This window comes from Halomonas sp. M1 (assembly GCF_029581375.1).
Taxonomy (GTDB): Bacteria; Pseudomonadota; Gammaproteobacteria; order Pseudomonadales; family Halomonadaceae; genus Vreelandella.
The window spans coordinates 2,969,915-2,996,482 of the sequence record NZ_CP121119.1 but is presented as its reverse complement, the minus strand read 5'-3'; the positions used below and the strand labels follow the sequence as shown (position 1 = coordinate 2,996,482).

General features: G+C 55.6%; 23 protein-coding genes and 1 tRNA gene. 7 read left to right on the top strand and 17 right to left on the bottom strand.

The features are described from left to right. Position 1: 1 nt before the first annotated feature. The 8 genes from P8S54_RS13790 to ffh all read right to left on the bottom strand — a co-directional run bounded on the left by P8S54_RS13790 (position 2) and on the right by ffh (position 7,157). A complete protein-coding gene (locus P8S54_RS13790; RefSeq protein ID WP_281444107.1) occupies positions 2–1,318 on the bottom strand; it encodes a homoserine dehydrogenase in 1,317 nt (438 codons plus the stop codon). An 86-nt stretch (positions 1,319–1,404) separates the two neighbouring features. Continuing rightward, a complete protein-coding gene (locus tag P8S54_RS13785) occupies positions 1,405–2,214 on the bottom strand; it encodes a DsbC family protein (protein ID WP_281442187.1) in 810 nt (269 codons plus the stop codon). Beyond that, the gene (xerD, locus tag P8S54_RS13780) at positions 2,189–3,070 is read right to left on the bottom strand and encodes a site-specific tyrosine recombinase XerD (protein WP_281442186.1); all 882 of its coding nucleotides are present in this window, start codon (positions 3,068–3,070) and stop codon (positions 2,189–2,191) included. The genes P8S54_RS13785 and xerD overlap by 26 nt, the downstream gene beginning before the upstream one ends. 106 nt (positions 3,071–3,176) lie before the next feature. Further along, positions 3,177–3,533, bottom strand: coding sequence for a 50S ribosomal protein L19 (gene rplS / locus P8S54_RS13775; RefSeq protein ID WP_009098561.1), 357 nt, complete (start codon positions 3,531–3,533; stop codon positions 3,177–3,179). Between the two features lie 194 nt (positions 3,534–3,727). Then, positions 3,728–4,489, bottom strand: a complete 762-nt coding sequence (gene trmD / locus P8S54_RS13770; RefSeq protein WP_281444106.1) for a tRNA (guanosine(37)-N1)-methyltransferase TrmD — start codon at positions 4,487–4,489, stop codon at positions 3,728–3,730. A gap of 110 nt (positions 4,490–4,599) precedes the next feature. Next, complete coding sequence (rimM, locus tag P8S54_RS13765; RefSeq protein ID WP_281442185.1) at positions 4,600–5,145, bottom strand: ribosome maturation factor RimM; 546 nt, start codon at positions 5,143–5,145, stop codon at positions 4,600–4,602. 46 nt (positions 5,146–5,191) lie between these two features. Further along, positions 5,192–5,440: a 30S ribosomal protein S16 gene (gene rpsP, locus P8S54_RS13760; RefSeq protein ID WP_009098555.1), complete on the bottom strand. Its 249-nt coding sequence runs from the start codon at positions 5,438–5,440 to the stop codon at positions 5,192–5,194. 298 nt (positions 5,441–5,738) lie between these two features. Further along, the gene (ffh, locus tag P8S54_RS13755; RefSeq protein ID WP_281442184.1) at positions 5,739–7,157 is read right to left on the bottom strand and encodes a signal recognition particle protein; all 1,419 of its coding nucleotides are present in this window, start codon (positions 7,155–7,157) and stop codon (positions 5,739–5,741) included. A gap of 206 nt (positions 7,158–7,363) precedes the next feature. On the opposite strand from ffh, the gene ccsA reads away from it, so the two are divergent. Together ccsA and P8S54_RS13745 are read left to right on the top strand one after the other, a co-directional pair. Further along, positions 7,364–8,161: a cytochrome c biogenesis protein CcsA gene (gene ccsA, locus P8S54_RS13750; RefSeq protein WP_009098550.1), complete on the top strand. Its 798-nt coding sequence runs from the start codon at positions 7,364–7,366 to the stop codon at positions 8,159–8,161. 102 nt (positions 8,162–8,263) lie between these two features. Continuing rightward, positions 8,264–9,538 (top strand): HlyC/CorC family transporter, encoded by a 1,275-nt coding sequence (locus tag P8S54_RS13745; RefSeq protein WP_281442183.1) that lies wholly within the window; start codon positions 8,264–8,266, stop codon positions 9,536–9,538. 27 nt (positions 9,539–9,565) lie between these two features. On the opposite strand, the gene P8S54_RS13740 is transcribed toward P8S54_RS13745, so the two are convergent. Beyond that, on the bottom strand, positions 9,566–10,228 hold the full coding sequence (locus P8S54_RS13740; protein ID WP_281442182.1) for a 1-acyl-sn-glycerol-3-phosphate acyltransferase: 663 nt from the start codon (positions 10,226–10,228) through the stop codon (positions 9,566–9,568). After that, positions 10,225–10,839: a TetR-like C-terminal domain-containing protein gene (locus P8S54_RS13735; RefSeq protein ID WP_009098544.1), complete on the bottom strand. Its 615-nt coding sequence runs from the start codon at positions 10,837–10,839 to the stop codon at positions 10,225–10,227. Before P8S54_RS13735 ends, P8S54_RS13740 begins: the two co-directional genes overlap by 4 nt. A 183-nt stretch (positions 10,840–11,022) precedes the next feature. Between P8S54_RS13735 and P8S54_RS13730 the strand changes: the two genes are divergently transcribed. Both P8S54_RS13730 and P8S54_RS13725 read left to right on the top strand, forming a co-directional pair. Next, entirely contained in the window at positions 11,023–11,709 is a 687-nt protein-coding gene (locus tag P8S54_RS13730) for an SOS response-associated peptidase (RefSeq protein ID WP_281442181.1), read from the top strand. Further along, a complete protein-coding gene (locus P8S54_RS13725; protein ID WP_281442180.1) occupies positions 11,709–14,573 on the top strand; it encodes an insulinase family protein in 2,865 nt (954 codons plus the stop codon). The genes P8S54_RS13730 and P8S54_RS13725 overlap by 1 nt, the downstream gene beginning before the upstream one ends. A 17-nt stretch (positions 14,574–14,590) precedes the next feature. Here P8S54_RS13725 and sbcB read toward each other — a convergent pair whose 3' ends face one another. From sbcB to minC, 4 genes are all read right to left on the bottom strand, one after another. Continuing rightward, positions 14,591–16,084, bottom strand: a complete 1,494-nt coding sequence (gene sbcB / locus P8S54_RS13720) for an exodeoxyribonuclease I (RefSeq protein ID WP_281442179.1) — start codon at positions 16,082–16,084, stop codon at positions 14,591–14,593. Positions 16,085–16,237: 153 nt separating this feature from the next. Continuing rightward, positions 16,238–16,489, bottom strand: a complete 252-nt coding sequence (minE, locus tag P8S54_RS13715) for a cell division topological specificity factor MinE (RefSeq protein WP_009098536.1) — start codon at positions 16,487–16,489, stop codon at positions 16,238–16,240. Continuing rightward, entirely contained in the window at positions 16,486–17,304 is an 819-nt protein-coding gene (minD, locus tag P8S54_RS13710; RefSeq protein ID WP_009098534.1) for a septum site-determining protein MinD, read from the bottom strand. The genes minE and minD overlap by 4 nt, the downstream gene beginning before the upstream one ends. A gap of 157 nt (positions 17,305–17,461) precedes the next feature. Beyond that, a complete protein-coding gene (gene minC, locus P8S54_RS13705; protein WP_281442178.1) occupies positions 17,462–18,217 on the bottom strand; it encodes a septum site-determining protein MinC in 756 nt (251 codons plus the stop codon). A 183-nt stretch (positions 18,218–18,400) separates the two neighbouring features. Here minC and P8S54_RS13700 point away from each other — a divergent pair, with 183 nt between their 5' ends. Further along, positions 18,401–21,208 carry a DUF349 domain-containing protein gene (locus P8S54_RS13700; protein ID WP_281442177.1) on the top strand — a complete coding sequence of 936 codons (2,808 nt, stop codon included), beginning with the start codon at positions 18,401–18,403 and terminating at the stop codon, positions 21,206–21,208. Between the two features lie 129 nt (positions 21,209–21,337). Here P8S54_RS13700 and phbB read toward each other — a convergent pair whose 3' ends face one another. After that, entirely contained in the window at positions 21,338–22,084 is a 747-nt protein-coding gene (gene phbB / locus P8S54_RS13695; RefSeq protein ID WP_009098527.1) for an acetoacetyl-CoA reductase, read from the bottom strand. 277 nt (positions 22,085–22,361) lie between these two features. Here phbB and P8S54_RS13690 point away from each other — a divergent pair. Continuing rightward, positions 22,362–22,438: transfer RNA gene (locus P8S54_RS13690), tRNA-Met, on the top strand. A 774-nt stretch (positions 22,439–23,212) separates the two neighbouring features. Here the strand turns inward: P8S54_RS13690 and P8S54_RS13685 are convergent. After that, complete coding sequence (locus P8S54_RS13685; RefSeq protein ID WP_281442176.1) at positions 23,213–24,223, bottom strand: aldo/keto reductase; 1,011 nt, start codon at positions 24,221–24,223, stop codon at positions 23,213–23,215. A gap of 25 nt (positions 24,224–24,248) precedes the next feature. Then, positions 24,249–25,283, bottom strand: coding sequence for a hydrolase (locus P8S54_RS13680; RefSeq protein WP_281442175.1), 1,035 nt, complete (start codon positions 25,281–25,283; stop codon positions 24,249–24,251). Between the two features lie 329 nt (positions 25,284–25,612). Here P8S54_RS13680 and P8S54_RS13675 point away from each other — a divergent pair, with 329 nt between their 5' ends. Continuing rightward, positions 25,613–26,554 carry a cobyrinic acid a,c-diamide synthase gene (locus P8S54_RS13675; RefSeq protein WP_281442174.1) on the top strand — a complete coding sequence of 314 codons (942 nt, stop codon included), beginning with the start codon at positions 25,613–25,615 and terminating at the stop codon, positions 26,552–26,554. The last annotated feature ends 14 nt before the right edge of the window (positions 26,555–26,568 follow it).

Sequence of the window (26,568 nt, the reverse complement as noted above, 5' to 3'; positions counted from 1 at the left end):
GTTACTCTCCTTCGTCCAGACTTTCAACGCGAATGCGGGTCAAGGGGCCAGCAATGTCCGCCATGGATTCGATCTCGCGGATTGCTTCGTTCATCTGCTTCTCTTTGGTGCGGTGGGTCAGCAGAATAATCGGCACCAGCTCACCTTCGGTGGCCTCTTTCTGGATCAGCGCTTCAATAGAGATGCCCTGCTCAGCAAGAATTGTTGCCACACGCGCCAGCACACCGGGGCGATCTACCGCCAGCAGACGCAGATAGTACGCCGTGATGATATCTTCCATCGGCATAATGGGCAGCTGACTAACATCTTCATCAATGCCGCTAAACGCCAGGTAAGGCACCCGATAGTGATGGTCCGTGGTGATATCACGGGCAACGTCGAGCAGGTCAGCGACCACCGCCGAAGCGGTCGGCTCTGCGCCAGCGCCGGCGCCATAGTAAAGCGTTGGGCCAACCGCATCGCCCATGACCGCAATAGCATTTTTAACACCGTGCACATTGGCCAGCAGACGCTCTTTAGGAATCAGCGTCGGGTGAACCCGCAGCTCAAGCCCTTGATCGGTGCGCTTGGAAATACCCAAATGCTTAATCACGTAGCCCAGGTTATCGGCCTGCTCAACGTCCTCGGCGGTAATCCGCGAAATGCCTTCGGTGAAGGCTTTTTCAAACTGCAGCGGTACGCCGTAGGCAATCGAGGCCAGAATCGTTAGCTTGTGCGCCGCATCGATACCTTCCACATCAAAGGTGGGGTCGGATTCGGCGTAACCCAGCGCCTGCGCTTCGGCCAGCACGTCTTCAAAGGCACGGCCTTCATCGCGCATGTGGGTAAGAATGTAGTTACCGGTGCCGTTGATAATGCCCGCCACCCACTCAATGCGGTTAGCGCCGAGGCCTTCACGCAGGGATTTGATGACCGGAATACCGCCCGCCACAGCGGCTTCAAACGCGACAATCACGCCTTTTTCATGGGCGGCGCGGAAAATTTCGTTGCCATGAACGGCGATCAGCGCTTTGTTAGCAGTGACTACGTGCTTACCGTTGGCAATAGCCGTTAGCACCAGCTCACGCGCGATGTCGTAGCCGCCAATCAACTCTACCAATACGTCCACGTTAGGGTTGTTGGCCACCTCGAATACGTCCGAGGTGGCATTAATGCCGGTAATATCGCAGTCGGGATGAACGCTGCGGTGGGCAACCTGCTCAATGACAATCGGGCGGCCCGCACGGCGGCTAATATCGTCCGCATTACGCGTTAATACGTTAAACGTACCGCCGCCGACTGTACCTAACCCACAAATGCCTACTCTTACCGGTTTCAAAATACTTCCCCTTTCGTGATGGGCACCCGCAAGTGCCGCTATGTCGATCAGTGTCTCAGCGTTATCGTTCGTCACTCTATGTGACGTTATTCATCTTCCAAGCCTAACATGGCAACCAGCCGTTCGGGGGGCACAAACCCAGGAACCAGCTGCCCATCGGGCAAGACAATCGCGGGTGTGCCCTGCACCCCTAGCGCTACCCCTAGATCGTACTGGCCGCTCACCGGATTATCGCAACGTGCCGAGCTTGAAGGCGTCTGGCCCTGCTTTACCTGATTCATCGCTTCACTTGGATTTTCCGAGCACCACACTTGCTCTAGCGATGTTGCTGCCGCGCTACCCATGCCTGCACGGGGGAACGCCATATAGTGGACGGCAATGCCTTCTTCATTAAGCTCTGGAATGGTCTCATGTAGCCGCACACAGTAGGGGCAAGAGGGGTCAGTAAACACCACGACCGTCGCTTTTGGCGACCCCATGCCCTGAAAGATCACCCGCTCGCTGTCCGGCACGGCAGCAAGTGCGGCGGCGCGCTCCTGATTACGCGACTGCTCGGTTAAATTGACCAGACCATTATCCCCATTTTGGTAGAGGTCCCCTACCAAAAAGTGGCTGCCATCCGCATTGGAGTAGAACGACTCACCACTCTCTAGACGCACATGGTAAACCCCGTCCATTGGCGTCGCATTGACCTGTTTCACCGGCATCGACTGACCGTTAACGCTTAGGTTTTCGGCTAACCGCTCGGCCGTTACATCAGCGCTGGCAAGCGCCGGCAACAAACTACCCGCTACCGCGACCCAAGGAGCAAGCAGTGTTAAAGCAGCAGCTTTACCTAACAAGAGCGTCTTACGTTGGCGCATTATCTCTTCAACCTCGTGGGTGGTGTTCGGCATGCAGGTGCTCCAGGCGCGCCTGGGCAACGTGCGTGTAAATTTGCGTTGTGGATAAGTCACTATGACCTAGTAGCAGCTGTACGACCCGCAAATTGGCCCCATGATTCAACAAATGTGTCGCAAACGCATGACGCAGCGTATGAGGTGACAGCGACCTTGAAATACCCGCGGTGATGGCGTGGGCTTTAATACGGTGCCAAAACGTTTGCCGGGTCATGGCCTTGTCCGCCCGACCAGGAAATAGCGCCGGGCGCGTGGGGTCCTGCATGAGCATAGGCCTTGTCGTTTCCATATAGCGGGCCAACCACTCAGCAGCCTCTTCGCCCATAGGCACTAGGCGATCCTTATCGCCTTTACCCCGCACGCGTACAACTCCTTGGCGTAAATTGACCGCATCGCCGGTCAATCCTACAAGCTCTGACACGCGCAGCCCACAGGCGTACAGCAGTTCAAGCATGGTGCGGTCGCGGACACCCAGCGGCGTGGTGATATCCGGCGCCAGCAGCAGTCGCTCAACCTCGTCCTCTTCCAAAATGTTGGGCAGGCTTGGCCGTACCGGCGGCAACGTGACCTCAGCCAGTGGGTCGCTAGCGATATGCCCATACAACCGCGCCCAGCGATAAAAACTACGCAGTGAGGAGAGCAGCCGTGCGTTGCTGCGCAGTTGGTAACCCTGCTCGCGACGACGTTCAAGCCATTCTGCAAAGCGTTGTGGCGAAGGGGTTAACAGCGTCTCCTGTTCATTTTCAAGTTGTTGCTGCCAAGCAGTCAAATCGTGCCGATAGGCCGCTAGCGTATGATCGCTTGCCCCTTGCTCAAGCCACAGGGCATCCAGGAAAGCATCAATCACGCTCATAGGCTAACAGTCTCTAGGGAGTGACTCACCAAACAAAAACCCCGCCCCGCAGAGCGGAGACGGGGTCTTGGTATCCGGGCGCAGAACGCCCGTGAAAAAGTGGCGATTAAGCCAGCTTTTCCTTGATACGCGCTGACTTGCCGCTGCGCTCGCGCAGGTAGTACAGCTTGGCCTGACGAACGTCACCACGACGCTTGACTTCAATAGAGTCAACCAGCGGGCTGTAGGTCTGGAAAGTACGCTCAACGCCAACACCGTGAGAAATTTTACGTACGGTGAACGCGGAGTTCAGGCCACGGTTACGCTTACCAATGACCACACCTTCAAACGCCTGCAGACGCTCGCGGGTGCCTTCCTTAACTTTTACCTGAACGACGATGGTGTCGCCCGGAGCAAATACCGGAATCTCTTTGGTCATTTGCTCGGATTCGATCGCCTGGATCACCTTGTTCTTACTGCTCATCTTGATACTCCTAAATAACGTAGTGGTTTGCCACGCAGTTGTGGGAGGGGCAAACCGTGATCCCGGCGCTCGAAGCGAGCTTCGCGGGAATCGTTATGGGTGACGCAGGTACGTAGGCTAGCTGTTGTACGTAAGCTAACGTCCTGCACCGCCGCTCTGATCTAGGTAGTTGCTAAGCACCTGCATGCAAAGCCCTACTTAGCTGACAGAGCGTGTTCCTCGATAAACTCGTCAAGAAGCCGCTGCTGCTCGGCATCAAGCTCTCGCCCTGCCAACAAATCAGGACGACGCTGCCATGTCCGGCCTAGCGACTGCTTTAACCGCCACCGTTTGATGGCTGCATGGTTACCGCTAAGCAGCACATCGGGCACTTGGCGCCCGTCAATTACCTCGGGACGGGTGTAATGCGGGCAGTCTAGCAAGCCGTCATTAAACGAGTCTTCGATAGCGGAGTCCTGGTGGCCCAGCACGCCGGGTACCAGCCTTGCCGCCGCATCAATTAGCACCATGGCAGGCAGTTCACCACCGCTCAGCACATAATCGCCAATTGACCACTCTTCATCGATGTCACTCTCCACCACGCGCTCGTCTATGCCTTCATAGCGGCCCGCCACGACCACTAAAGGGCCTGCTGAAGCGAGCAGCTGCACGCCCTGCTGATCCAACTTGCGCCCTTGGGGCGAAAGGTAAATCACGGTTGGCGTTTGACCGGTCGCCTGTTCTGCTCGCTGGCGAGCATCGAAGATAGCAGCACGCAGAGTGTCTACCTTCATCAGCATTCCGGGGCCGCCGCCATACGGGCGGTCGTCCACGCTGCGGTGGCGGTCAGTGGCATAATCGCGTGGATTCCAAAACTCCAGGGCAATACGCTGCTTCTCTACTGCTCGACCTACCACGCCTTGCTGGGTAATAGCATCGAACATCTCGGGAAACAACGACACCACGCCGATCCACATTGCAGGCACTCGCTCTGTCTCTTTTTCACTGTTTGATGCAAGGGCTGATAAATCAGTTGCCGTGAGCTCATTCGAAGTCGGTTTATTCAACGCAGTTTTCAAACCTATTTTCAGAACTCGGGATCCCAGTTAACAACCATACGGCCATTTTCCGGGCTGATTTCAACAATCACATCATCGGGCAAAAAAGGTAACAGACGCTCGCGCTTGTCGATCGCGTCGTTATCACCACGCACCACCATGACATCGTTGGCGCCGGTTTCAAACAGGTAGCTGACCTGCCCTAACCGTTCGCCTGACTGAGTAAAAACCGTTAAGCCTTCAAGCTCATGCCAGTAATACTCGTCGCTGGAAAGCGTAGGTAGCGCCTCTTTTGGCATCAGAATATCCGTTTGCGCCAGCGCTTCCGCCGCCGTTCGGTCATCAATGCCCTTAAGCTGAACGACTAACCCTTTGCCTTGCCGACGCCCCTGAACAATGGTCATCTTCGTCAAGGTTTCACCCTGGCGCACCCACCATTCGGGGTATTGCAAAATGCTGTCCATGGGGCTGGTATAGGAGTACACCTTTAGCCAACCTTTAATCCCGTGAGGGCTGGTCAGCTTACCAAGCACCACATGTGCGTCGTCAGTATGGCTTGTTTCTAAACGCGTCATCGACGACAGCTCCAACGGCAACAGCACCGAACACGTAACAACAGACTTAGGCCTGCTTACGCGCTTCTTTAACCAGCTCAGCAACACGACCAGATAGCTGGGCGCCTTGGCTCTGCCAGTGAGTAACGCGGTCTAAATCGACGCGCAGACGCTCTTCCTGACCACGGGCAACCGGGTTGAAGAAACCGATACGCTCGATGAAACGGCCGTCACGGGCGTTGCGAGAGTCGGTAACAGTCAGGTGATAAAAGGGACGCTTTTTGGCGCCACCACGTGCCAAACGAATGGTAACCATACGATAACTATCCTTCGGTTGAGGTTACGAGAGTGTGAAATAGCGCACATCGCTATCAGAACACTCATCATGCTGATTTCAGGGTACTGTCATCACTTACAGCAATAAGTTAGTGATTACTGAGTACTTTAAGCACTTCGATGCAAGGTGCCGCGGCTACAATTACGCATAGCTATGCCAACACCCACGCATGAAGAGGCCGCATTCTACGCAAATGCGCCCGGCTTGGAAAGCCTGACAGCCAGAAAACTCTCAGGCCGTCAACCTTACCAAGCCTTCATTAACAACGCTCAGCGGCTTAGCGCCAAGGCAACCCGCCTGGGCCACCCATGCCGCCCATACCACCAGGGCCACCGGGACCGCCGGGGCCACCACCGCCCATCATGCCGGACATACCCCGCATCATTTTCTGCATGCCGCCCTTCTTGCCCGCCTTCTTCATCATTTTCTGCATTTGCTTGTGCTGCTTCAGCAGACGATTTAAATCGGGCACTTGAAGGCCGGCACCCGCTGCAATACGCCGTTTGCGAGAGCCGTTGATGATATCGGGCGCACGACGCTCTTTCGGCGTCATGGAATTAATCAATGCCTCAAGCTTACCCAGCTCTTTTTCCGGGCCTGGCCCCTGGGCCATCTCGGCCATTTGCCCCATTCCGGGCAACTTGCCTAGCAGGCCACCCATACCGCCCATCTTCTTGAGCTGCTGGAGCTGGTCGCGGAAGTCCTCAAGGTCAAAGCCGTCGCCTTTTTTAACCTTCTTGGCAAGCTTTGCGGCTTTATCCTTATCTACCGTGCGTTCAGCTTCTTCAATAAGCGACAGCATGTCGCCCATGCCCAGAATCCGCGAGGCCACGCGATCCGGGTGGAAAGGCTCAAGGGCGTCGACCTTCTCGCCAACACCCATAAATTTAATCGGCTTGCCAGTAACATGACGCACCGAGAGCGCGGCACCGCCACGGGCGTCACCGTCGGCCTTAGTGAGGATTACCCCGGTCAGCGGCAGCGCTTCATTAAACGCTTTGGCGGTATTCACCGCATCCTGGCCGGTCATCGCATCGACGACGAACAGCGTTTCCTGAGGTGAGATCGCTTTATGCAGTGCCTGGATCTCGGCCATCATGGCTTCATCAATGGCTAGCCGCCCGGCCGTATCCACCAGCACCACATCGTGGAACTGAATTTTGGCGTGCTTAATGGCCGCCGTGGCAATATCAACGGGCTTTTGATCAGAGCGCGAGGGAAAGAAATCAACCTCGACCTCTTTGGCTAGCGTTTCTAGCTGATCGATCGCCGCCGGACGATACACGTCAGCAGAGACCACTAGCACTTTTTTCTTCTCGCGCTCGCGCAGGTAGCGGGCCAACTTGGCAACAGAGGTGGTTTTACCTGCGCCCTGCAAACCAGCCATCAGCACAACCGCTGGCGAGCCTTTTAGCGTGAGGCCTTCGTTGGCCTCGCCCATAATCGCTTCCAGCTCTTGCTGGACGATTTTGACAAACTGCTGCCCAGGCGAAAGGCTCTTAGAAACTTCTTGGCCCACCGCACGCTCGCGCACGCGCTCGATAAACGCCTTCACGACCGGCAGTGCAACGTCCGCCTCTAGAAGCGCTTTACGCACTTCGCGCAAGGTATCTTTAATATTATCGTCGGTCAGCCGTGCCTGGCCTTTAATCGACTTCAGCGTCTGGGAAAGACGCTCGCTCAGATTCTGAAACATGGGGCCTCTGCCTCCGTCGCTGTCGCCGGGCGGATTCACCGGACGAATGTGGGTAACGATTATACGCGCTCAGGCCGCGAGTCTCCATGGTGATAGCGTTGGCTATCCATGGCTGTGCGGCGCCGCTGTGATTAGTTATAGTAGGCAGTAGTTATTGAGTTGATCGATTTTCACAGCAACGCGCTGCAAGGCGCACGGATAGCATCATGCAGGCGCTCCCTTTCGCCACGATAGCTTTTGTTGTTTATGTTGCCGCTGCTATTTGGCAGGGCATGACTCTTTTTCGCCGGGTGCCCCCTCGGCAGGGCATGGTGCGCTTACTGGGCGCACTGGGGCTCTTACTGCACATCCCAGTCGTGGTGAAGCTGGTGGGTGCGGCACCAGGGCTTTTGCCTGGTTTTACCACGAGCGCCACGCTGCTGATGGCCGTGGCGGTTAACGTGGTGCTGGTCGCCAGCCTATTTAAGCCGGTGCTAAATGCCGGCATTGTACTCTTCCCCCTGGCGGGCATCGCGCTAATTGTGGCCACCTGGCTCCCCAGCCAAGGCAGCCAGAGCGGCCTAACGCCCGGCATCTTGCTACATGCGGTCAGCTCTGCACTGGCCTTTGCAATACTCGCAATTGCCGCGGTTCAGGCGGTGCTTGTCGGCTTGCAAAATCAAGCACTGCGCCATCACCATATTCGCGGCATCGTACAATCATTACCACCGCTTACCACCATGGAGCGGGTGCTGTTTGAGTTGGTCTGGGCAGGCATTTTGCTACTCACGCTCTCGATCGCCAGCGGGCTAATTTTCCTCGACAACTTTTTTGCCCAGCACTTAGCGCATAAAACGGTTCTTTCGCTGGGTGCTTGGATTATTTTCACTACGCTGCTGGTGGGACGCTATCGTTTTGGCTGGCGTGGCATGCGTGCCGTACGTTGGACATTAGGAGGTTGCGGCCTACTAATACTGGCTTATTTTGGCAGTAAATTTGTATTGGAAATTTTACTTAACCGTTAAGCCTGATAGCTTAACGATGCGTTCTTCTAATGACATGCCCCCGGCACGCTACCGCCTTACTTCTACACAACGAGCCTGATACGCCACAAAGGAACTTTCGACTTGAGCGACGACTTCCCTCTGGGGTTACTGTTCGGCCTGCTAGCTATCTTGATACTGCTGTCTGCCTTCTTCTCCAGTTCTGAAACAGGCATGATGTCGATAAACCGCTACCGCCTGAGCCATCAGGCCAACAGCGGCGACCGTCGCGCAAAGCGGGTTTTACGACTGCTCTCGCGTCCAGACCGATTAATTGGCGTTATCCTGATTGGCAATAACTTTGTTAATAATTTAGCCGCCTCTATCGCGACTATTATTGCCATCCACTTTTTTGGCGATGTATCAGGCCCCGCCATCTCTACTGCACTACTCACAATCACGATTCTTATCTTTGCTGAAGTGACGCCAAAAACCTACGCAGCCATAAAACCCGAACGCATTGCCTACCCCGCATCGGTCGCGCTCGGGCCATTGCTAAAATTGCTTTATCCGCTTGTCTGGCTGGTGAACGTAATTTCCAATGGCCTACTACGCTTAGTGGGCGTTAAAAGCGTTGAGAACGGCGGCGACAGCCTAACCCGCGACGAGCTGCGCACGGTGGTTCACGAGGCTGGCACGCTAATCCCTTATCGCCACCGGGCTATGCTGCTATCGATACTCGATCTTGAGAACGTCACCGTTAACGATATTTTGGTACCACGCCACGAAGTGCTGGGTATCGACCTAGACGACTCGCTTGAAGATATTCTGACCCAGATCCGAACCAGCCAGCATACCCGCTTGCCAGTCTACAAAGGTGATATCAACAACATCATTGGCATGCTGCATTTGCGTAATGCCGCACGCTTTTTATCGCGTAGCGAAGTTACTAAAGCAGCCATCGTGCAAGAGGCCCGCGAACCGTACTTCATTCCAGAGTCGACGCCGCTACACACCCAGTTACTCAACTTCCAAAAACAGAAGCGCCGTATTGGCATCGTGGTCGATGAGTACGGCGATGTGGAAGGATTAGTGACGCTAGAGGATATTCTTGAAGAGATCGTTGGCGAGTTCACCACCGACGTATCAGAAGATGAAGAGATTCATCAGCAGGATGATGGCAGCCACGTTATCGAAGGCACAGCTAACATACGCGACATCAACAAGATGCTTGGCTGGCAACTGCCTACCGACGGCCCTAAAACGCTAAATGGTTTAATTTTAGAGCATTTAGAGGCGTTTCCAGAGGGGCCTGCTAGCCTACAAATTGGCAATACGCGTATGGAAATTCTTGAAATTCGCGACAACTTGATCACGTCGGCACGCTGCTGGCAAAAACAGCGCCTACCACGCCGCTAGCACTCAGCTTTCACATGCCCACCTACACTAACGGTGGGCAATTTCATTATCGCCAGCCGCTTTAAGTGCCCGTACCCGAGCCTCCAAAAAGCGCCGTAGGGCAATTTCTTCTGCCTCTTGGGCCATGACCGGGGGGCCAAAGTGGAGGCTGACCGGCGCACGGAAGCGGGCAGGCCACTTTTTAAGCGCTTTGCCGCCATAATGCGATGTCCAAGATCCCCATAGCCCTGCAATACCAGCAGGAATAACCGGCACATTATCCCGGGCCAAAATGGTTTCAAGCCCACGACGAAACGTGTGAATATCACCATCAGGGGTAAGGCGCCCCTCTGGGAAGACCATCACAATTTCACCTTGGCGTAGCGCGCTACTGACATCATCCAGCGCACGACGCAGCGCCCCCGGACTATGCCGCTCAGACTCGATAGGAATCGCGCCTACCAGCTGGAACCACCACTTAAGCCAGCGGGAGTCGAAAATAGGCTGGTCCATCACAAACCGCAGCGGCCTAGGGCTAGCACCGCCTAATACCAGCGCATCCATAAAGCTAACGTGATTACAAACCACCAGCGCAGCGCCCTTTCTGGGCAAGTGGTGACGGCCGTGAATGCTAAGCCGATAGCAAAGGCGCATGGCTATATAGATAGCGCTACGCAGGATATAGCGGACACATTTAACCAGCCATGTCACGTCGCCGCCTCCCGATGGCGCAAGCCTGCTAGCACAGTACTCATTAACTGATCCAGCAACTCATCTACTTTGAGCTGCTGCCCCTGCCAGTAGCCTAACCGCTCGTTTAAGCCCAGCTGCACCAACCCATGAACACTGCCCCAAAGGGTACGCCCCAGGCGACGTGCTTCCAGATCATCCAGCGCGGGTTGATACTGCTTTAACGACGTTTCAACCTGGGTAAAAAGCGCTTCGATTAAGTCGCTTTGACGCTGATCCAACTCGCCTTCTTGAGCCAGGGGATAGTCAAACAGCAGTTGCCAGCGGTAGCAGTCTTGCTCCGCAAAGTGCCAATAGGCAAGCGCCAGTGAGCGCAACCAAGGCTCAGGGTCATCTGCTGGCAGGCTAGTAATGGTATGCTGCAACCGTGCAAGCGTTTCGACATTGACGTGCTGCAGTAAGTTGTTAAAGCTGCCATACAGTTTTAGCAGCGTACTGGGCGCGCAGCCCACGTCTCGGGCCAAGGCACGCAGTGACAAACCATGGACTGGCTGGTTAGCCAACCACTCATCACAAGCGTACATGACCTGCGCGTGGAGGGCATCGGGCGCATGCTGTCTAGGACGGGCCATGGCGATCTCTTAGGGTCAACGGCAAACAGGAAGAATGCCTCATCGCGCTTTAGCGTGAGCAAGGGGTGATATAGGATACCTTACATCGAACACTGTTTTCGACACTAAAACGCTACAATTACCGTATTCTTCTCGCACCCGCCTCCCCACACTTTTCTGGCCATTTCACATAAGGAGACAGGCATGACGGGACGCCTACACGTGCAACGCCTATCTCTTTCAAACCTAGTGCCATCCCTTGGCAACGCAGAAGCGCTGATTGAGTCGCCTAACTTGTCGCCACGCCAACCTGTGTCGGCACTTCGTCTTGAACAGGGCAGGTATCAATTACAACCGCTGTTTTGGGGACTGACCCCCCCTTGGCTGAAGGTACTTGATCACGCCCCCCACTGCGCACGCGCCGAAACACTGACGTCACGCGCCATGTTTAACGACGCCTTTAGCGCTCGGCGCTGTGTGATACCCGTCAGCGGTTTTTACGTTTGGAAAACGCAGCCGCGAAGCAAGCAGCCCTACTTGGTCACTCACGTGGCTCGCACCCCCCTGTTACTCGGCGCGCTTTGGTGCCGCTATCACACCACGCTAACCACGTTTACCGACTCTACGGCGTTGATCAGCGTGCCAGCTAACGCCTGCTTGTCCTCACTTACTGATCGATTACCGGTGGTCATTGCTCCGGAAGCGTTAACACGCTGGTTAGACCCAGCCACACCACTAGACGACCTTAAAGCAAAATTAGTGCCCGCACCTTTGGAACTGTTAGGCGCTTTTCCGGTATCAAAACATGTAAATAACCCTGCCTACCAGTCATCGTCCTGCGCCCATCCTACTGGGCCGATGCTGCGCTGGGCTGTGTCACAGGAGCTTTAATGTTGCGACCTTATAAAATGTTCGCCCCACCCTTTGCCCAGCAGGCCGCCATTGGCATCGCCGCCAGCATCGCGTGGTGGACACCGAGTGCTTTTGCCGAAGAGACGCCAATCGCTGACGTCACTACGCCGACGGTTAGCCCATTTGATAGCCGTGACTACCGGGTACTCACCCTGGAAAACGGTCTTCAAGCCTTGCTGGTTAGCGATCCTGACGCCGATAAAGCGGCTGCCTCTATGAATGTACGCGTAGGCAGTGCTCAGGACCCCGACGATTTACAAGGCCTGGCTCATTTTCTAGAGCACATGCTATTTCTGGGCACCGAGACCTACCCCGAATCAGACGCCTACCAGCGCTATATTTCGGATAACGCCGGCGCCCACAATGCGTTTACTGCCCAACAGGACACTAACTACTTTTTCGACATAGAGCCCTCTGCACTGCCGGGCGCGCTAGATCGTTTTAGCGAGTTCTTTCTATCGCCGCTATTCAATGCCGACAAGTTAGAGAGCGAACGAAATATTGTTCACTCGGAGTACATGGCGCGCATCCGTGATGAGTCGCGCCGTGAAAACGATGTCCTGAACCAGCTACTAAACCCTGACAACCCCACCACTGGCTTTGCCGTTGGTAGCCGCGACACCCTAGCGAACCCGCCCGAAGGCGAGGCAACGTTGCGGGAGCGGGTCATCGACTTTTACCATCGCCATTATGACGCCAATGTAATGAACTTGGCCGTCGTGGCACCTCAGTCGCTGGACACCCTTGAAGAGTGGGTTGTTGAGCGGTTTGCCGACATCCCAGATAACGGGCTTAGCGTGCCGACCATTGATGTCCCGCTGGTGGATGCCGACACCCTACCCCGCTATATTGAGCGTCAGTCGCTGCAGGATCGCCGTCAATTGCGCTTTTACTTCCCGGTCCCCGACCCCACCGAGGAGTACCGCACTAAACCGACCCAACTAATCTCCCACCTACTGGGCGATGAAGGTGATGGCAGCCTCCTTGCGGTGCTACGAGAAGCAGGCTTGGCCGATGCACTTTCAGCAGGGGTTGGCCGAGGCGATGGCAACGAAGCATTATTTACCATTTCCATCAGCCTGACGCCCTCCGGCGCTGAACGGCTGGGTGATATTGAAGCCACCCTGTTTGCTGCGATTGAACAGATCCGCGAAGAGGGAATAGATAGCTGGCGTTACGACGAACAACAAAGCCTTAGCGAACAAGCCTTTCGTTTCCAGCAACACGGTGCGCCACAGCAGGAAGCCATGCGTTTAGCAATGAGCCTCTCTCGCTACCCAGTGGAAGACGTGCAGTACGCACCCTATCGTATGGACGGCATGGATAGTGAGCGCCAACAGGTCTATCTAGACGCGCTTACCCCTGACAACATGCTGCGCTTCTACTCAGCGCCAGACGTTGAGAGCGAGACGGTTTCCCCCTGGTTTAACACCCAGTGGCGGGAAGCGCTTCCCAACCGGCAAGGCCAAGCATTGAGCGGTTTAGCGCTACCCGAACCCAACCCCTTTATTGCCAACGACTTAACGCTGCTGTCGGGGCAAGATGAGCGGCCCAGCGTATTGGTAGATGCCTCAACATTTACCGCGTGGCATATGCAGGACGCCCGCTTTAACACCCCAAGCGTTGAGTGGCGGGTCAGCCTGCAGCATCCTAGCGCCAGCTACTCAGCAGAAGAGGCCGTGCTTAACCGCCTACTGGCAAGCTGGCTGAATGACAGCTTAAACGAATCGCTTTACCCTGCCTGGCTTGCCGGGCAAGCGTTTAGCGCCTACCCCCATGCTCGGGGCATTACGCTGTCGTTTTCTGGCTGGCGTGATGGCCAAACGCCACTCATTGAGCAAGCGCTTGAGCAGCTGAAAACCGCCCATATCTCGCCCAGCGAGTTTGAGCGCGTGCGCTACCAGCTTCAGCGCGAATGGCGCAATGCGCCTCAAGCATCGCTATACGGGCAAGCCAGCCGCACCCTAGGGGAAGCGCTCCTTACCCCGCAGTGGTCAAGCGTTGAGCTACTTAACGCTAGCCAACGCATGGAGCGCCAGCACTTAGAAGACTTTCGTCAACGTTTCTTGAAAGACCTGTACGTAGATGCAATGGCGATTGGCAATCTTGACGCAACCCTGGCAAGCGAACAGGCAAGCGTGATACGCGATGCACTTACGCCTCGCTTAACTCGCGACGACATTCGCGAACTAACGCCGTTAGCCGTGAGCGATGAGGCAAGCGTCCTGCATCCCCACAGCAACCGGGAAGAGTCGCTGGTAATGCGTTACTTCCAAGGACGCAACCAAACCGTTGAAGAACAAGCCATGATTAGCGTTTTGGCGCAGTGGCTGGACACGCCGTTCTATCAGCAGCTGCGTACCGAGGAGCAGCTGGGCTATATAGTCAATGCGGGCTATTTGCCGCTACTTGAAGCACCCGGCCTGGCCCTTGTCGTGCAGTCGCCTGATGTCGACAGCGCGACCATAGCCGAACGCATGGATGCCTTTATGGACATGGCGGGTGAGCGGCTGGCACTGCTCACCGATGAAGCGCTGGCCCCCCACCGCCAGGCGGTTCATGACCGGCTGCGCCAGCGGGACACCAGCTTACAAGGGATGGCCAATCGTTTCTGGCAGGCAACCGCACTGGAAGAGGTGCGCTTCGACCGCCGCGAGCAGCTAGCGGCCCTCGCTTTAGAGGTGAGCGCCGAGGAGCTTCAAGCGCTATGGCCCTCTTTGCTATCGCAGCAGTTGGATGTTCGCTTTAACCCAGGCGATGAACCAAGTGACATTAACGCCTATCGCGAAGCGCTTAGCCCTTTAGCTAAAACAGCCGACGTACCCACCACCACAACTGATTAAGCAATGTACCTGCCAGCTCAGGCATCAAATGCCTGGGCTGGCATCATTGCTTCAACATACATCACCAGCTCTTCTAATACCTGGCGCTCGCGATCTGTCAGCGACTGCTGGTTGTAACGCTCAATTTCCCGGGCAAAGGCTTTCAGCGTAAAGCCCGCAATAACCGGGTCATTGATGCGCGTCCAACGAAAAGCCTCCCACTGCTCCCGCTCTTCGCCCTCTAAGGTTTCCGGGTAGCTGCGCGCACGGTAGCGAAACAGCATCTCTTCCAAGCGCGGATCTTGAAAGGCAAAGCGCTGCCCCACTAAGTCCCAAGGCTCCATAGCCCTAACACGCTCCATCTGCTGGCGGTCGGCAGCAGAGAAGAAGCTGCCTGAATAGAGCATTAGATCGGGGTCGTGCGGCGTGTCCTCGTAAGCCGAATTAAACACCTCAGCCACTTTATGCGCCACGCCGCTGGCGTCGCGAAGGGTTTTCCAGTGACGGCGACAAGCATCCACATCCAGCCCCAACCGCTCGACAATGACGCCATACTCACCTTTATGCGGGCCTTCCACATCTTTTAATGCCGTTGCGGGAAATACCACCGGGCAGCGGTTGATATGAATGACCTTCAGCGGAATACGCGTTTCACCCTCAGAGAGATCCTGCTGACTAACAAACACCCGCTCACGAATCTGCTCAGCACTCATTGAAAGCAGCTCACTAGGGTCAACGCTCAAGTCGTAAACAATCACGCCATTGGGATTGGTTGGGTGTTCGGCCAGCGGCATTACCAACGCACTGCAGCCACGGCTGGCGGGATAGCGGCGAGAAATATGTAACAGAGGTTTGGCACTGGGCAAGTCAAGCTGGTTAGCCACAGCACGCTTGCCCCTAAGCCCGAGCAAATAATCAAACAGCTTGGGGTTACGCGCTTTTAACAGCCGCGCCAAGGCAATGGTCGCGCGCACATCGGCCACCGCATCATGGGCACCTTCATGGGCAATGCCATTAGCTGCGGTTAAGTGCTCTAGTTTAAAGCTGGGCGCGCCATCATCCCGTAGTGGCCACTCGATGCCTGCAGGACGCAACGCATAAAAGGCGCGTACCACATCGATCAAATCCCAACGGGAGTTGCCGTTTTGCCATTCGCGTGCGTAGGGGTCAAGCAGGTTACGATAAAACAGGTGGCGGGAGACTTCATCATCAAAGCGCAGGCTGTTATAGCCCACCACACAGGTGCCCGGCTCACTCATGTGGCCTTGAACCTGTGTGGCAAACTCAGCCTCAGGAAGACCTTTACGCTGAGCTTTTTGAGGCGTAATACCGGTAATCAGGCAGGCAGCCGGATGTGGCAGATAGTCATCGGCAGGCTTACAGTAGAGTTCAATCGGCTCGCTGATTTCATTCAGCTCAGCATCGGTGCGCAGCGCAGCAAACTGAGCAGGCCGATCACGACGAGGGTCGGCCCCAAATGTCTCATAATCATGCCAAAGAAAGCTGACAGGGGCAGCATTGGGTGGCGCCATGAAGAAGCACTCCGCTGAGCAATGAAAAACCCAAGCCTAGCACAACCGCTGCCCCTCGCGCCGCTCCGCCGCACTGCGCACTTATGCGCCAAAATCTTTCCTCTGCCAACCTCTTATACAATTAACGCGACACCTTCTTGCCACTATCCAAACCTAGCTTTTTGGCAGCGTCACGTTTAGCTCAAGCACTGAGCAGTTATCTTCGCTATCCAGCGAAATTTGAATGGCATTATCGTCCACGTGGACATAACGACGGATCACTTCTAGCAGTTCGCGCTCAAGCATCGGCATGTAGTCAGGTTGACCACGCTGGCTACGCTGATGCGCCACGATGATTTGTAAACGTTCTTTGGCCACCGAGGCGGATTTCTTGCGCTCACGCTTCAAGAACTCCAGCAGTTTCATCGACGACTACCCCCAAACATGCGGCTAAGTAGACCTTTGCGTTGCAACTCATGAAAACGCAGCGGTATCTCTTCACCAAGCAAACGCGAGACGGTGTCTGTATACGCTTGACCGGCGTCGCTTAATGCATCGTGGGTCACCGGCACACCTTGGTTGGAAGCGCGCAGCACTGCTTCCGACTCAGGAATCAAGCCAAGCAAATCAATAGCAAGAATTTCGCGAATATCTTCCAGGGTAAGCATGTCCCCAGAGGTCACCCGCGATGGGTTGTAACGCGTAATAAGCAGATGCTCTTTAACCGGGTCCAGGCTCTGTTCAGCACGCTGAGTTTTAGAGCCTAACAAACCTAAAATACGGTCTGAGTCACGCACCGACGATACTTCAGGGTTGGTCACTACGATCGCTTCATCCGCGAAGTACATCGCTAGCTGGGCGCCGCGCTCAATGCCGGCGGGCGAATCGCACAGAATGAAATCAAAGTCCTGTTTCAACTGCTCTAGTATTCGCTCAACACCCTCTTGAGTGAGAGCATCTTTATCACGGGTTTGTGAAGCAGGCAGAATAAATAGGTTTTCTACCCGCTTATCGCGAATCAGCGCCTGATTAAGGCCTGCCTCGCCCTGAATAACGTTTACCAAGTCGTAAACCACCCGGCGCTCGCAACCCATTATTAAATCGAGATTTCGCAGACCAACGTCAAAATCAATCACCACCGTTTTTTTGCCACGCAACGCAAGCCCGGTCGAGATAGCGGCTGCACTGGTAGTTTTACCGACCCCCCCTTTACCTGAGGTCACTACAATAATTTTGGCCAAGAGTCACTTCCTTCTTGAAGTCGTATATCGCGGACGCATTTCAAATATCGCCCTGCACATAACGAGCACGTCAATGTCATCAACAGGACACACTGTAACGGATAGCGCGTTTGCCGTCGCTAGGCATGAAGCACCAACGTACGCTCATGCAGATGACTTAACCCAGCGGTTTAATCTCAAGCTGCTCTTTTATAAAATGTACTTCTACCCCACGGCCAAGCAATTGGGAGTCAATATCTTCCAGCCGCTTATAATTACCGGCAACGGACAGCAGCTCGGCTTCAAGTTCGCGGCAGTAAATGCCCGCATGGGTATTACCATGAATACCTGCCAATGCACGGCCACGCAGCGCTCCGTACACATGAATACTGCCCGCCGCGAGCACTTCAGCGCCCGCATTGACCGCCCCAATCACCACCAGGTCGCCCTCAGCCGCGCTCACCTGCTGGCCGGAGCGCACCGTGCCACGGTAAAGGCGTGTCGCCACCGTAGCACCGTCCGGTATTTCCTGTTCTGCAGCAGCCGTTTCGGCCGCCACGTCAGGCTCTATCATCCGGCTAACGCTTTCTAATATTCTCGCACGGCCTTCTTCTACCGGCGCAAACCAACCAAGGCCAAGCGCCCAGGCGGACTGGCGCACAGGCTCGGCACCACCACGCACCGCAACAGGCAAGAGCTTGTGGTCACGACATACCGCGCATATACGCTCTAGCGCCAAATGCGGTTCATCGAGTTTTTCCACGCTCAGCACAACCGGTGTATGCTGGAAGAACGCGGGGGATTGCGACAATTTGCCAGCAAGCTGACGCCGTATACGTTCCGGGTCAGCACTGCTTAGCTCCATGACGGTCATCGGCAGCATACCGCCCTTGAAGGTGAAGGCTATGTCTGCGCTATCGGCGTTGAGGCTCATGGCCGAACTCCAAGTCATGTTCAGGTAAGATTAAGGTAGCCCAATCTCGCGCTTTGCGTTGTAAAGATCCATCATGAACCACAGCGCATATAGCAAAGCTAAGCGACAGCGCCGGTGACTGCAACCGCCTAGGCACCGACGACTGATTTTTTTCACGCTACGCACCTCTCATCAGGATGATCCATGCACGGACTGTTAAGACGCCTGTTCGCTCCTCGGTGGAAGCACCCCAATTCCGAGGTGCGTCTTAAGGCACTCGACCAGCTAGACCCACAACAACCAACGCAGCGCGATGCATTACATGCCTTAGCGCAAGATAGTGATAGCGAGATACAGCTCGCCGCCCTGTTAGCCCTTGATGATATTCAAGGCTTGGTGAGCGGCTACGCCAAGCATCCCCAGGATGAGACATGGTTTAACGCTGCCTGCCAACGCTTAACCGGCGCTGAAGGGCACGCTGACTTACATCAACGTCAAGCCCTGGTAACAGAGCTGTCAGAGCCTCGGCTGCTCAACGCAATTGCCCTGAAAGGTGACAATCTCGATCTACGCCTCACGGCCCTTGCACAGCTGAGTGACGAGCAAGATTTAACGCACCAAGCGTGCCATAACGGCGTAGCGGCTGTACGTCATCAGGCAGCCCAGCGCATTGAAAACGAAGACAACCTCAAGCGACTACTCAAAGAGGCGCGACGGGATCGCCAGGTAATGCGCTTGGCGCGGGAAAAACTCACCCAGTCCCGTAATAATGCTGAGTGGCTTGCCGAGCAGAAAAACCAACGAGAGCAGCTGCTTCAGCAGCTAGAAAAGCATGCCCAAGCGCCTTGGGAGCCGCTGTATGGCGGGCGTTTCAGGCACTTGGAGCGAGAGTGGCAACACTTGGAGCACCCGCCTAGCATCGAGCAGGAGCAGCGCTTTCATCAAGCCCTGCTCGGCTGTCGTAAAACGCTGCATGACCATGAGACGCAAGAGCAGGCACGCCAGCAAAGCCTTGTGCGCCGGGCCGAGGCCGAAAGCACGCGCGACCAACTGCTAGAAGGCCTAGAAGAGACCCTCGAAGGCTTACACCAATCAAGCGAAGTCACCGCGCAGGATATAGACAGCCTGCGTGCCCAACGCCAACTGCTTAGCCAGCGCTGGCAGTCGCTCTCAGACCTACACCCGCCTAGCGATCCTATTCAAAAGCGCTATACCCAGGCGCTTGCCCGCTATGAACAGCTCATGGACGCATGGCAGCGCTGGCAAGAGAACGCCAGCGCGCTTGAAAGCGCTGTCTCGCTCCACGACCACCCCAGCATTACGGCGATTGTTAACCAATGCGCCTGGCCAAAGGAGCTTGCACCACCAGCCCTGCTAAAGCGCGCGCAAGCATCGCTAGTGGCGGAAGCCTCCGCGGAACAGCACCGCGCGCCCTCGCTTAGCGCCCTGAACGCTGAGCTTGATAACCTTGAACACCTACTTGAGCGAGGCGCGTTTAAAAGCGCCAGCCGTTTGCATCAACGCCTAAAACCATCCTTAGAAGCGCTGACCACAGACGACGCCAAACCGCACAGAGCGCGCCTAAAGCAGCTTGGCGCTCGGTTAGCCGAGCTTCGCGACTGGCGAGGCTTTGTAGCAGGCCCCAAGCGTGAACAGCTCTGCGCCAGCATTGAAGCCCTTGCAGACGACCAGCACATGGCCGAAGAGGCCCTGGACCGTCACCACCGCCAGCTTGTGAAAGAGTGGAAGTCACTCGGCGACGCCGCTGCAAACCGTGAACAGTCTGCACGCTTTCGCGCTGCTTCTGACCGCATTCACGAACGCCTGACGCCATGGCGCGAGCAGCTTACCCACCTACGAGAAACCAACCTGCGTAGCCGTGAAGCACTCTGCGAACAGCTGGAAACCCTGCTAGACCAACCCGCCCAAGACGCTGACCCCGATGTACTGCGGGAAATTAGGGACAAGGCCCGCCATCAATGGCGCGATTACAGCCCTGTCCCCCGGGAACAGTCCGAAGCCGTAGGCCAACGCTTTGCTAAAATCCGGCATCGCTTACAGCGTCTTATTGACCAGCGCGCCGAGCACATTGGCCTGCAGAAGCACGCCCTCATTGAGCAAGTGCAGGCACTGCAAAACGATAGCGAACAACCGCTGGCGAAACGCATTATTCAAACCAAGCAGCTTCAGCAACAGTGGCGCCAACTGGGCCGCGCCCCTAAAGGCGAAGAACAGGCACTCTGGAAAACGTTCCGCCACGCCTGCGACCAGCTATTTGCCCAGCGCGATGCTCATAAGAACGAACAAGCGGCACGCCAGCAACAGCAGCTGGATGATATGCAAACGCTGATTGAACAAATGGATAGCTGGCAACCCGCCCATGCCGACGAAGCCGAAACCCTGGAGGATTACCTCAAACGCGCCAGCCAGCTTGAGCCACTGCCCCGCAATCGCCGTACCGATGGTATGCAGCGGCGTTTAAGCGGTATTGTGCGCGCCAGGCGTGAGCGTTTAAGTCGCCTTGCGGTAGCGGCTACTGTGCAGCAGTGGCAAGCCCTGCTCCCGCTGGTGAAAGCACACCTAACCGCCGACCAGCAGGCGCTAGCAGGTGAAGCCGCAAAGGATGTAGATGCCCCTTCGCTGCTCAGCACTGAGCTGCCCGCCATCTTTGCTGGCGCCCATCAACAGCGCAATCAATCACGGCGAGCCACCTCTGCACCGCTCTCTCAAGCGCAATTAGCCGCGCTGGAAGATGACCTTGCCCGCTTGCGCGTACATCTTTCGCTTTTAGCGCTAGGTAGCGTTAAACAGCGCGATGAACCGCTCCGGCTAGCCATCCAGGTAGAGCGCTTAAACGAAGGGCTACATACCGAGCGTAGCCGCGCAGAGGAAATTATCGATGTGTTGGCAACACTGCTTGCGCTAGGCCCAATACCGCTAACGCTTTGGGAAAAAGAAGTGGAAGAGTTTGACAGCCTGTTAAGCCGTTTAGCGCACGTACCCCACCCTTAAGGCGCTGGCAGCCTGCAACGCAGCAACGATAACGACAACGGGAGGCAAGCGCCTCCCGTTGTCAGTCCCCTTAGCTTTTCTGAACGTTACCCTTCAAGTAACCGCTACTTCTAACGATAGCGTTACTCCTTAGCCCATGAATTGGCCACCGTTGATATCAATGTTGGCGCCGGTAATAAAACCAGACTCTTTATCCGCCAGGAAAGTCACCAAACGGCCAATTTCTTCTGGCGTGCCATAGCGCTTCACTGGGATTGTTTCGCGAATGGCTTCGCGGACTTTTTCTGGAATACTCATAATCATGTCGGTAGCAATGTAGCCAGGCGAAACGGTATTTACCGTAATGCCTTTTGTCGCCGTTTCTTGAGCAAGCGACATGGTAAGCCCATGCATACCCGCCTTGGCTGCCGCATAATTCACCTGACCAAATTGGCCCTTGCGACCATTAATCGACGAAATATTGATGATGCGTCCGTAACCATGCTCCAGCATCATTTCAATAACGCTGCGGCAGGTGTTGAACACACTGTTAAGATTCGTATCGATGACCTGATGCCACTGATCAAACGACATCTTTTTCATCGTGCCATCACGGGTAATGCCTGCACAGTTAACCAGCACGCTAATAGGCCCATGTTTATCATGGATCTCGCGAGCCGCTTCTAGGCAAGCATCGTGGTCGGAAAGATCAACACCAGATAACACGATGTTGTTATAACCATCGGCTTGCTGGGTTTCCAGCCAGGTTTTAGCCTTGTCAGGGTTGCGATACCCCGACACGACCAAATAACCAGCATCCGCTAATGATCGGCAAATTGCCGTTCCGATTCCACCAGTTCCACCAGTTACCCAGGCGACGGGGGCTTGATTGGCCATTGACTACCTCCCTGATATGACAAATGGCTTGGACTGTAAGCGATGTTATAGCGCCGCAAGCCATTCTAAATAAGCGCAGAAGCGCTTCTATCACTCATAGTACGTCGCTGTTTTTCTTGTGCGACCTACCAACAGTAAGCTTTTTATTATGCTTAATGAAAGCATAGCTCTACTCGCTTAATGTTGCAGCACGATGAAAGTCTCAACCTGCCTTTCTAGCGTTTTATGCAGGGGGTTGACTTACGATGAAAAATGCGTAGAATACGCAACACGTTGATGCGGGGTGGAGCAGTCTGGTAGCTCGTCGGGCTCATAACCCGAAGGTCATCGGTTCAAATCCGGTCCCCGCTACCAATATTTTGAAAGGCAGATCAGTTACTTACTGGTCTGCCTTTTTTTATGCCTGTCATTCCAAAAAGCGCTGCGCCCAAATTTTGCCCGTTTTTAAAAATGGTCTTATCCAGCACCAGTGGCTACATCAGATCGCGCGACGGGTGAAAGCCGTGGGTTGTTTCATGCAACACAAGCACTTCGACAGCTGTGACTTTAAAGGTGGCACCTGCTCCGACCAAGTTTTCATCCTGCACTACCAGGGTAGCGAAAGGAGCCTACCCATATGCCGGGAACCCGCAGCATTTGAACTGATGCTCGATCGCACCGTCAGAAGAGGGACGAGGGAAGGGTTGGCTTTCGCCGACAAGCTATTACCTCCCGCACTTGCAGGATGGGGGCTTCGCGGAGCACTTTATGGACTACGAACATGCAATTGTGAAAGTCGAAGACGGCATTGGCACTCTGCTTTGCAACAACTGCGGCACTGCCATTGCTAAGGGTACTCAACACGAAGATAGGGAGCACTTCTGTACAATGTGTATGAGCGGTAATTGCAAAGCAAAATTTAAGACAGAAAAGTAACAAGCTGGGGGCTGAGGCATAGCAACGCCGGCGATGAGCGACAAATGTTGCGCAACGACATCGAGTCCAAAGGCCTTCGGATCGTCGCCCTAGGCCTCCTCAACAATCATTCAACCCACTTCGGGAAACGGCTTCACGTCTCTAATGCTGAATGCGGTCAATTGCATGATGCTGGACATGAGGGCTACCGTAGGCGTTGCTTCAAACAGCACGTCATTCCTTGTGCGCAAACTCTTCTGTGTCGATATCGGCCTGCTGTGCCTCGTTATATCGAGCACCCGCGACCTCGCTAGGCAGCATCATCTGATTAAGCTGCACCAACGCCGCGTCATTTAACACTAGCTGCTCGGCCTTGAGGTTTTCCTGCATATGGTTAATAGAGCGCGACCCAGGAATGGGAATCACATGGCTACCCTGCGCCTTCACCCACGCAAGCGCCAGCTGAGCGGGGGTGATGGCCAAACCTTTCGCCATGTTATCAAAGCGCGTTAGCAGCGTCAGGTTGTGGATAAGGTTATCGCCATTAAAACGCGGCATTCCAGCGCGCATATCGCCTTCGGCGAATGCAGTATGGGCGTGGATAGCGCCAGAGAGAAACCCGCGACCCAACGGGCTGAAGGCTACTAGCGCTGTGCCCAGCTCTTTGCACGCTTGGCTGAGGGCAATTTCGGGGTTACGCGTCCACAGTGAGTATTCCGACTGTACCGCCGCTATTGGGTACTCAGCGTATGCTTTGCGCAGCGTGTCTGCGGAGATTTCCGATAAACCCACCGCGCGCAGCTTACCCTCTTCCACCAACCGGCCAAGCGCCCCAACACTCTCTTCAATGGGCACTTGGCGATCCATGCGGTGGAGATAGTAGAGATCCAAATGATCGGTTTTCAGGCGAGCCAGACTCTCCTCACACTGACGTCGCAGCGTCTCAGGCCGCCCATCGATCACTCGCTTACCGCTCTCTGGGTCTATGGCCATCCCACACTTGCTAGCCAGCAGCAGCTCTTGGCGCTTCGAGGCAAGCGCCTTGCCCAGCAGCCGTTCGTTAGCGGTACCGCCGTAAAGCGTGGCCGTATCAAAATGGCGATAGCCCATCTCAAAGGCGTCGTTCAGCGCCTTAACGCCCTTCTCTTCTGACACATACTGCCCATAGCCATGGGAAAGGTTCATACAGCCCAAGCCAATACGTGGCGACGCCACTTCTTTCAAACGATCATAGAACCCAGACATTGAAAACCTCGCTAAGGGTGGTCGGTTACGATGCGATCACCTGAGGGCGATGGGTCGCCGCTGCATGTGGCACCTGGGCGTTTAGCCACGCAGGCAACCGATGTTCAAGATAATAGCGCGGCCTCCAGGGGCTGCCTTCAATAAACCCCACGTGCCCGCCACTAGGTAAAAGTTCTAAAGCGACGCAACCCGGTAGCATGTCTGCCGTTGGTACGCTGTGGGGGTAGATAAAAGGGTCATCTTCAGCGTGCACAATAAGTGTTGGCACTTGAATAGCCTCAACAAAAAAGGCGCTACTGCAACGCTGGTAGTACGCATCGGCGCTATCAAAGCCATGTAACGGCGCTGTGACCCTGCCATCAAAGTCCCAAAACGTTTTCATGCCCTCCAGCGTTTCAAGCGCTCTTAACCTTGCCAGCTCCTCTTGACGGCCCTGCTGACGGAACGAACTCTGCTTAGATTCCACATAGCGGCGTAAATCGCGCAGAAAACGTGCCTGGTACACTCTAGAAAAGCCCTGGCTAATTCGATCAGCGCAGTGGTCTAAACGAAACGGCACCGAGACCGCCACGGCGCCCCGCAGCGGGTTATGACGCCCAGTTTCGCCGAGGTACTTGAGCAACACATTGCCGCCCAGCGAGTACCCCACCGCCGCTAGCGGCTTATCGGGGTATCGAGCCGCTAGCTGTTGGATAATATCGGCAAGGTCTTCGCTAGCACCCGAGTGATAGCCCCTGGCGCGATGGTTAGGCTCGCCGGAACAGCCTCGCCAATTGACCGCCACACTCTGCCACCCCTGCGCTGCCAGCGCCTGCTGCTGGCCCAAGATATACAGCGATTTTGAACTGCCCGTAAGCCCATGGAGCAGAATCGCGCAGCGCGTCTGTTCACCTTGAGGGCCGTACCAATCCAGATCAATAAAGTCACCATCTTTCAGCGTGATGCGCTCACGTTGGCGCTGCAGTTTGGGCTTAGCGCGGAACAGCGGGCTAAACAGCGTTTGTAAATGCCCGCCGGGTAGCCACCGCGTAGGGCGAAATGAAGAGTGAAGCGAACTCATGCTAGTGCGCACCCGCAAAGAAAACCGCTGGCTAGCTTAGCAAACTTTTCTCAACCGATAGCAGGCCTCCTAGCCCCTACGCAGAGCGCCTCGCCCCTACGGCTACCGTTCAGCCAAACCAAGCGGGCATCTGAAACGTTATCCCTATAGTCGCGTTAGCGTCATTTGCGTTAGCGTCCGAACAGACGATTGAAACTATTAAGCCCTCGTAGTGGTCGCTTTTAGTGGCCTTTTGTAGTTGTCGATAGCTGGCCCGCTAGTTCACGGGGGCTTGCTGATTTATTATTAATGCCGCATTCGCGTTCCATGACGGAAGGATAGCCATCTCTATGCTGGGATTCCTGCAAGGATTTTCCTATGGCCTGTTTATGACCTGCCTGCCTTGGCTACTGGTTGGTCTGTTTAATCCTGGTTTGGCGCTTCCGATAGCGGTTCCCAGCCGCTTACGGGTTATCGGCCGTTACTGCCTAGTGGTTCCCTCGATCAGCATGCTGCTGTGGCTGACCTCCCTGTGGGGTGGTTTTAGCCCTAGCTTGTTTGGCTGGCTCGCGGGCATTGTCGCCATACCCGTGGCGCTGCCCATTGAGCGGACGCTGCGCGGCTGGCTAGCCCGTCGCCGCGTGCGGCGCCAGGAGGCCCAAAGAGAGGCCGAGGCACATCAGCGCCGTGCGCAGCAGGAGCGCAACGCCTATGAAGCGGGTGTGTTGGTGCTTGATCCGGCAAGGCCTCCTATGGGAGCCGACGACCTTGTGCTGGCAATGTGTCGGGCCAAGCAGAGCCTGCTCGATGTGCAACGCCCCGACCTAGCGATCCTTACAGACCGCCTCTATAGCCGCTACCGTCATGTCATGGACGTGCTGGGCGAGCGGTTCCACGCGGGCGAGCTGGCCTTCGAGCGTTCAAAAGGCTTGGTCACTCAAGTTTGTTATGGCGCGGTGGATACGCTAACGACCATGGCGTCTCAAGCGCGAGGCGTGGTGAGCGTGGACGGCAATTACGTACGCGGCCGACTAGAGCGGGAGAGTAACCGATTGGGCGAGGAGGAACGCGCCGCCCTAGTGCGGCGCCTTGATCTACTGGTGGAGACTGAACACCGGCTGAATAAGCTTTCTGCCCGTATCGAATCCGCTCTCACCGTGCTCGACGATACCGCTGTTTCCATGGCCCGTATTGAGACCGCTCGCCCCCAGGCGTCGGTCACCACCGAAAAAGCGCTGGAGGATCTACGCCGCTTCGTCGAAGGTGCGGATCGTTATGCACGCAAGGATTAAGCTGGCACTCAGTG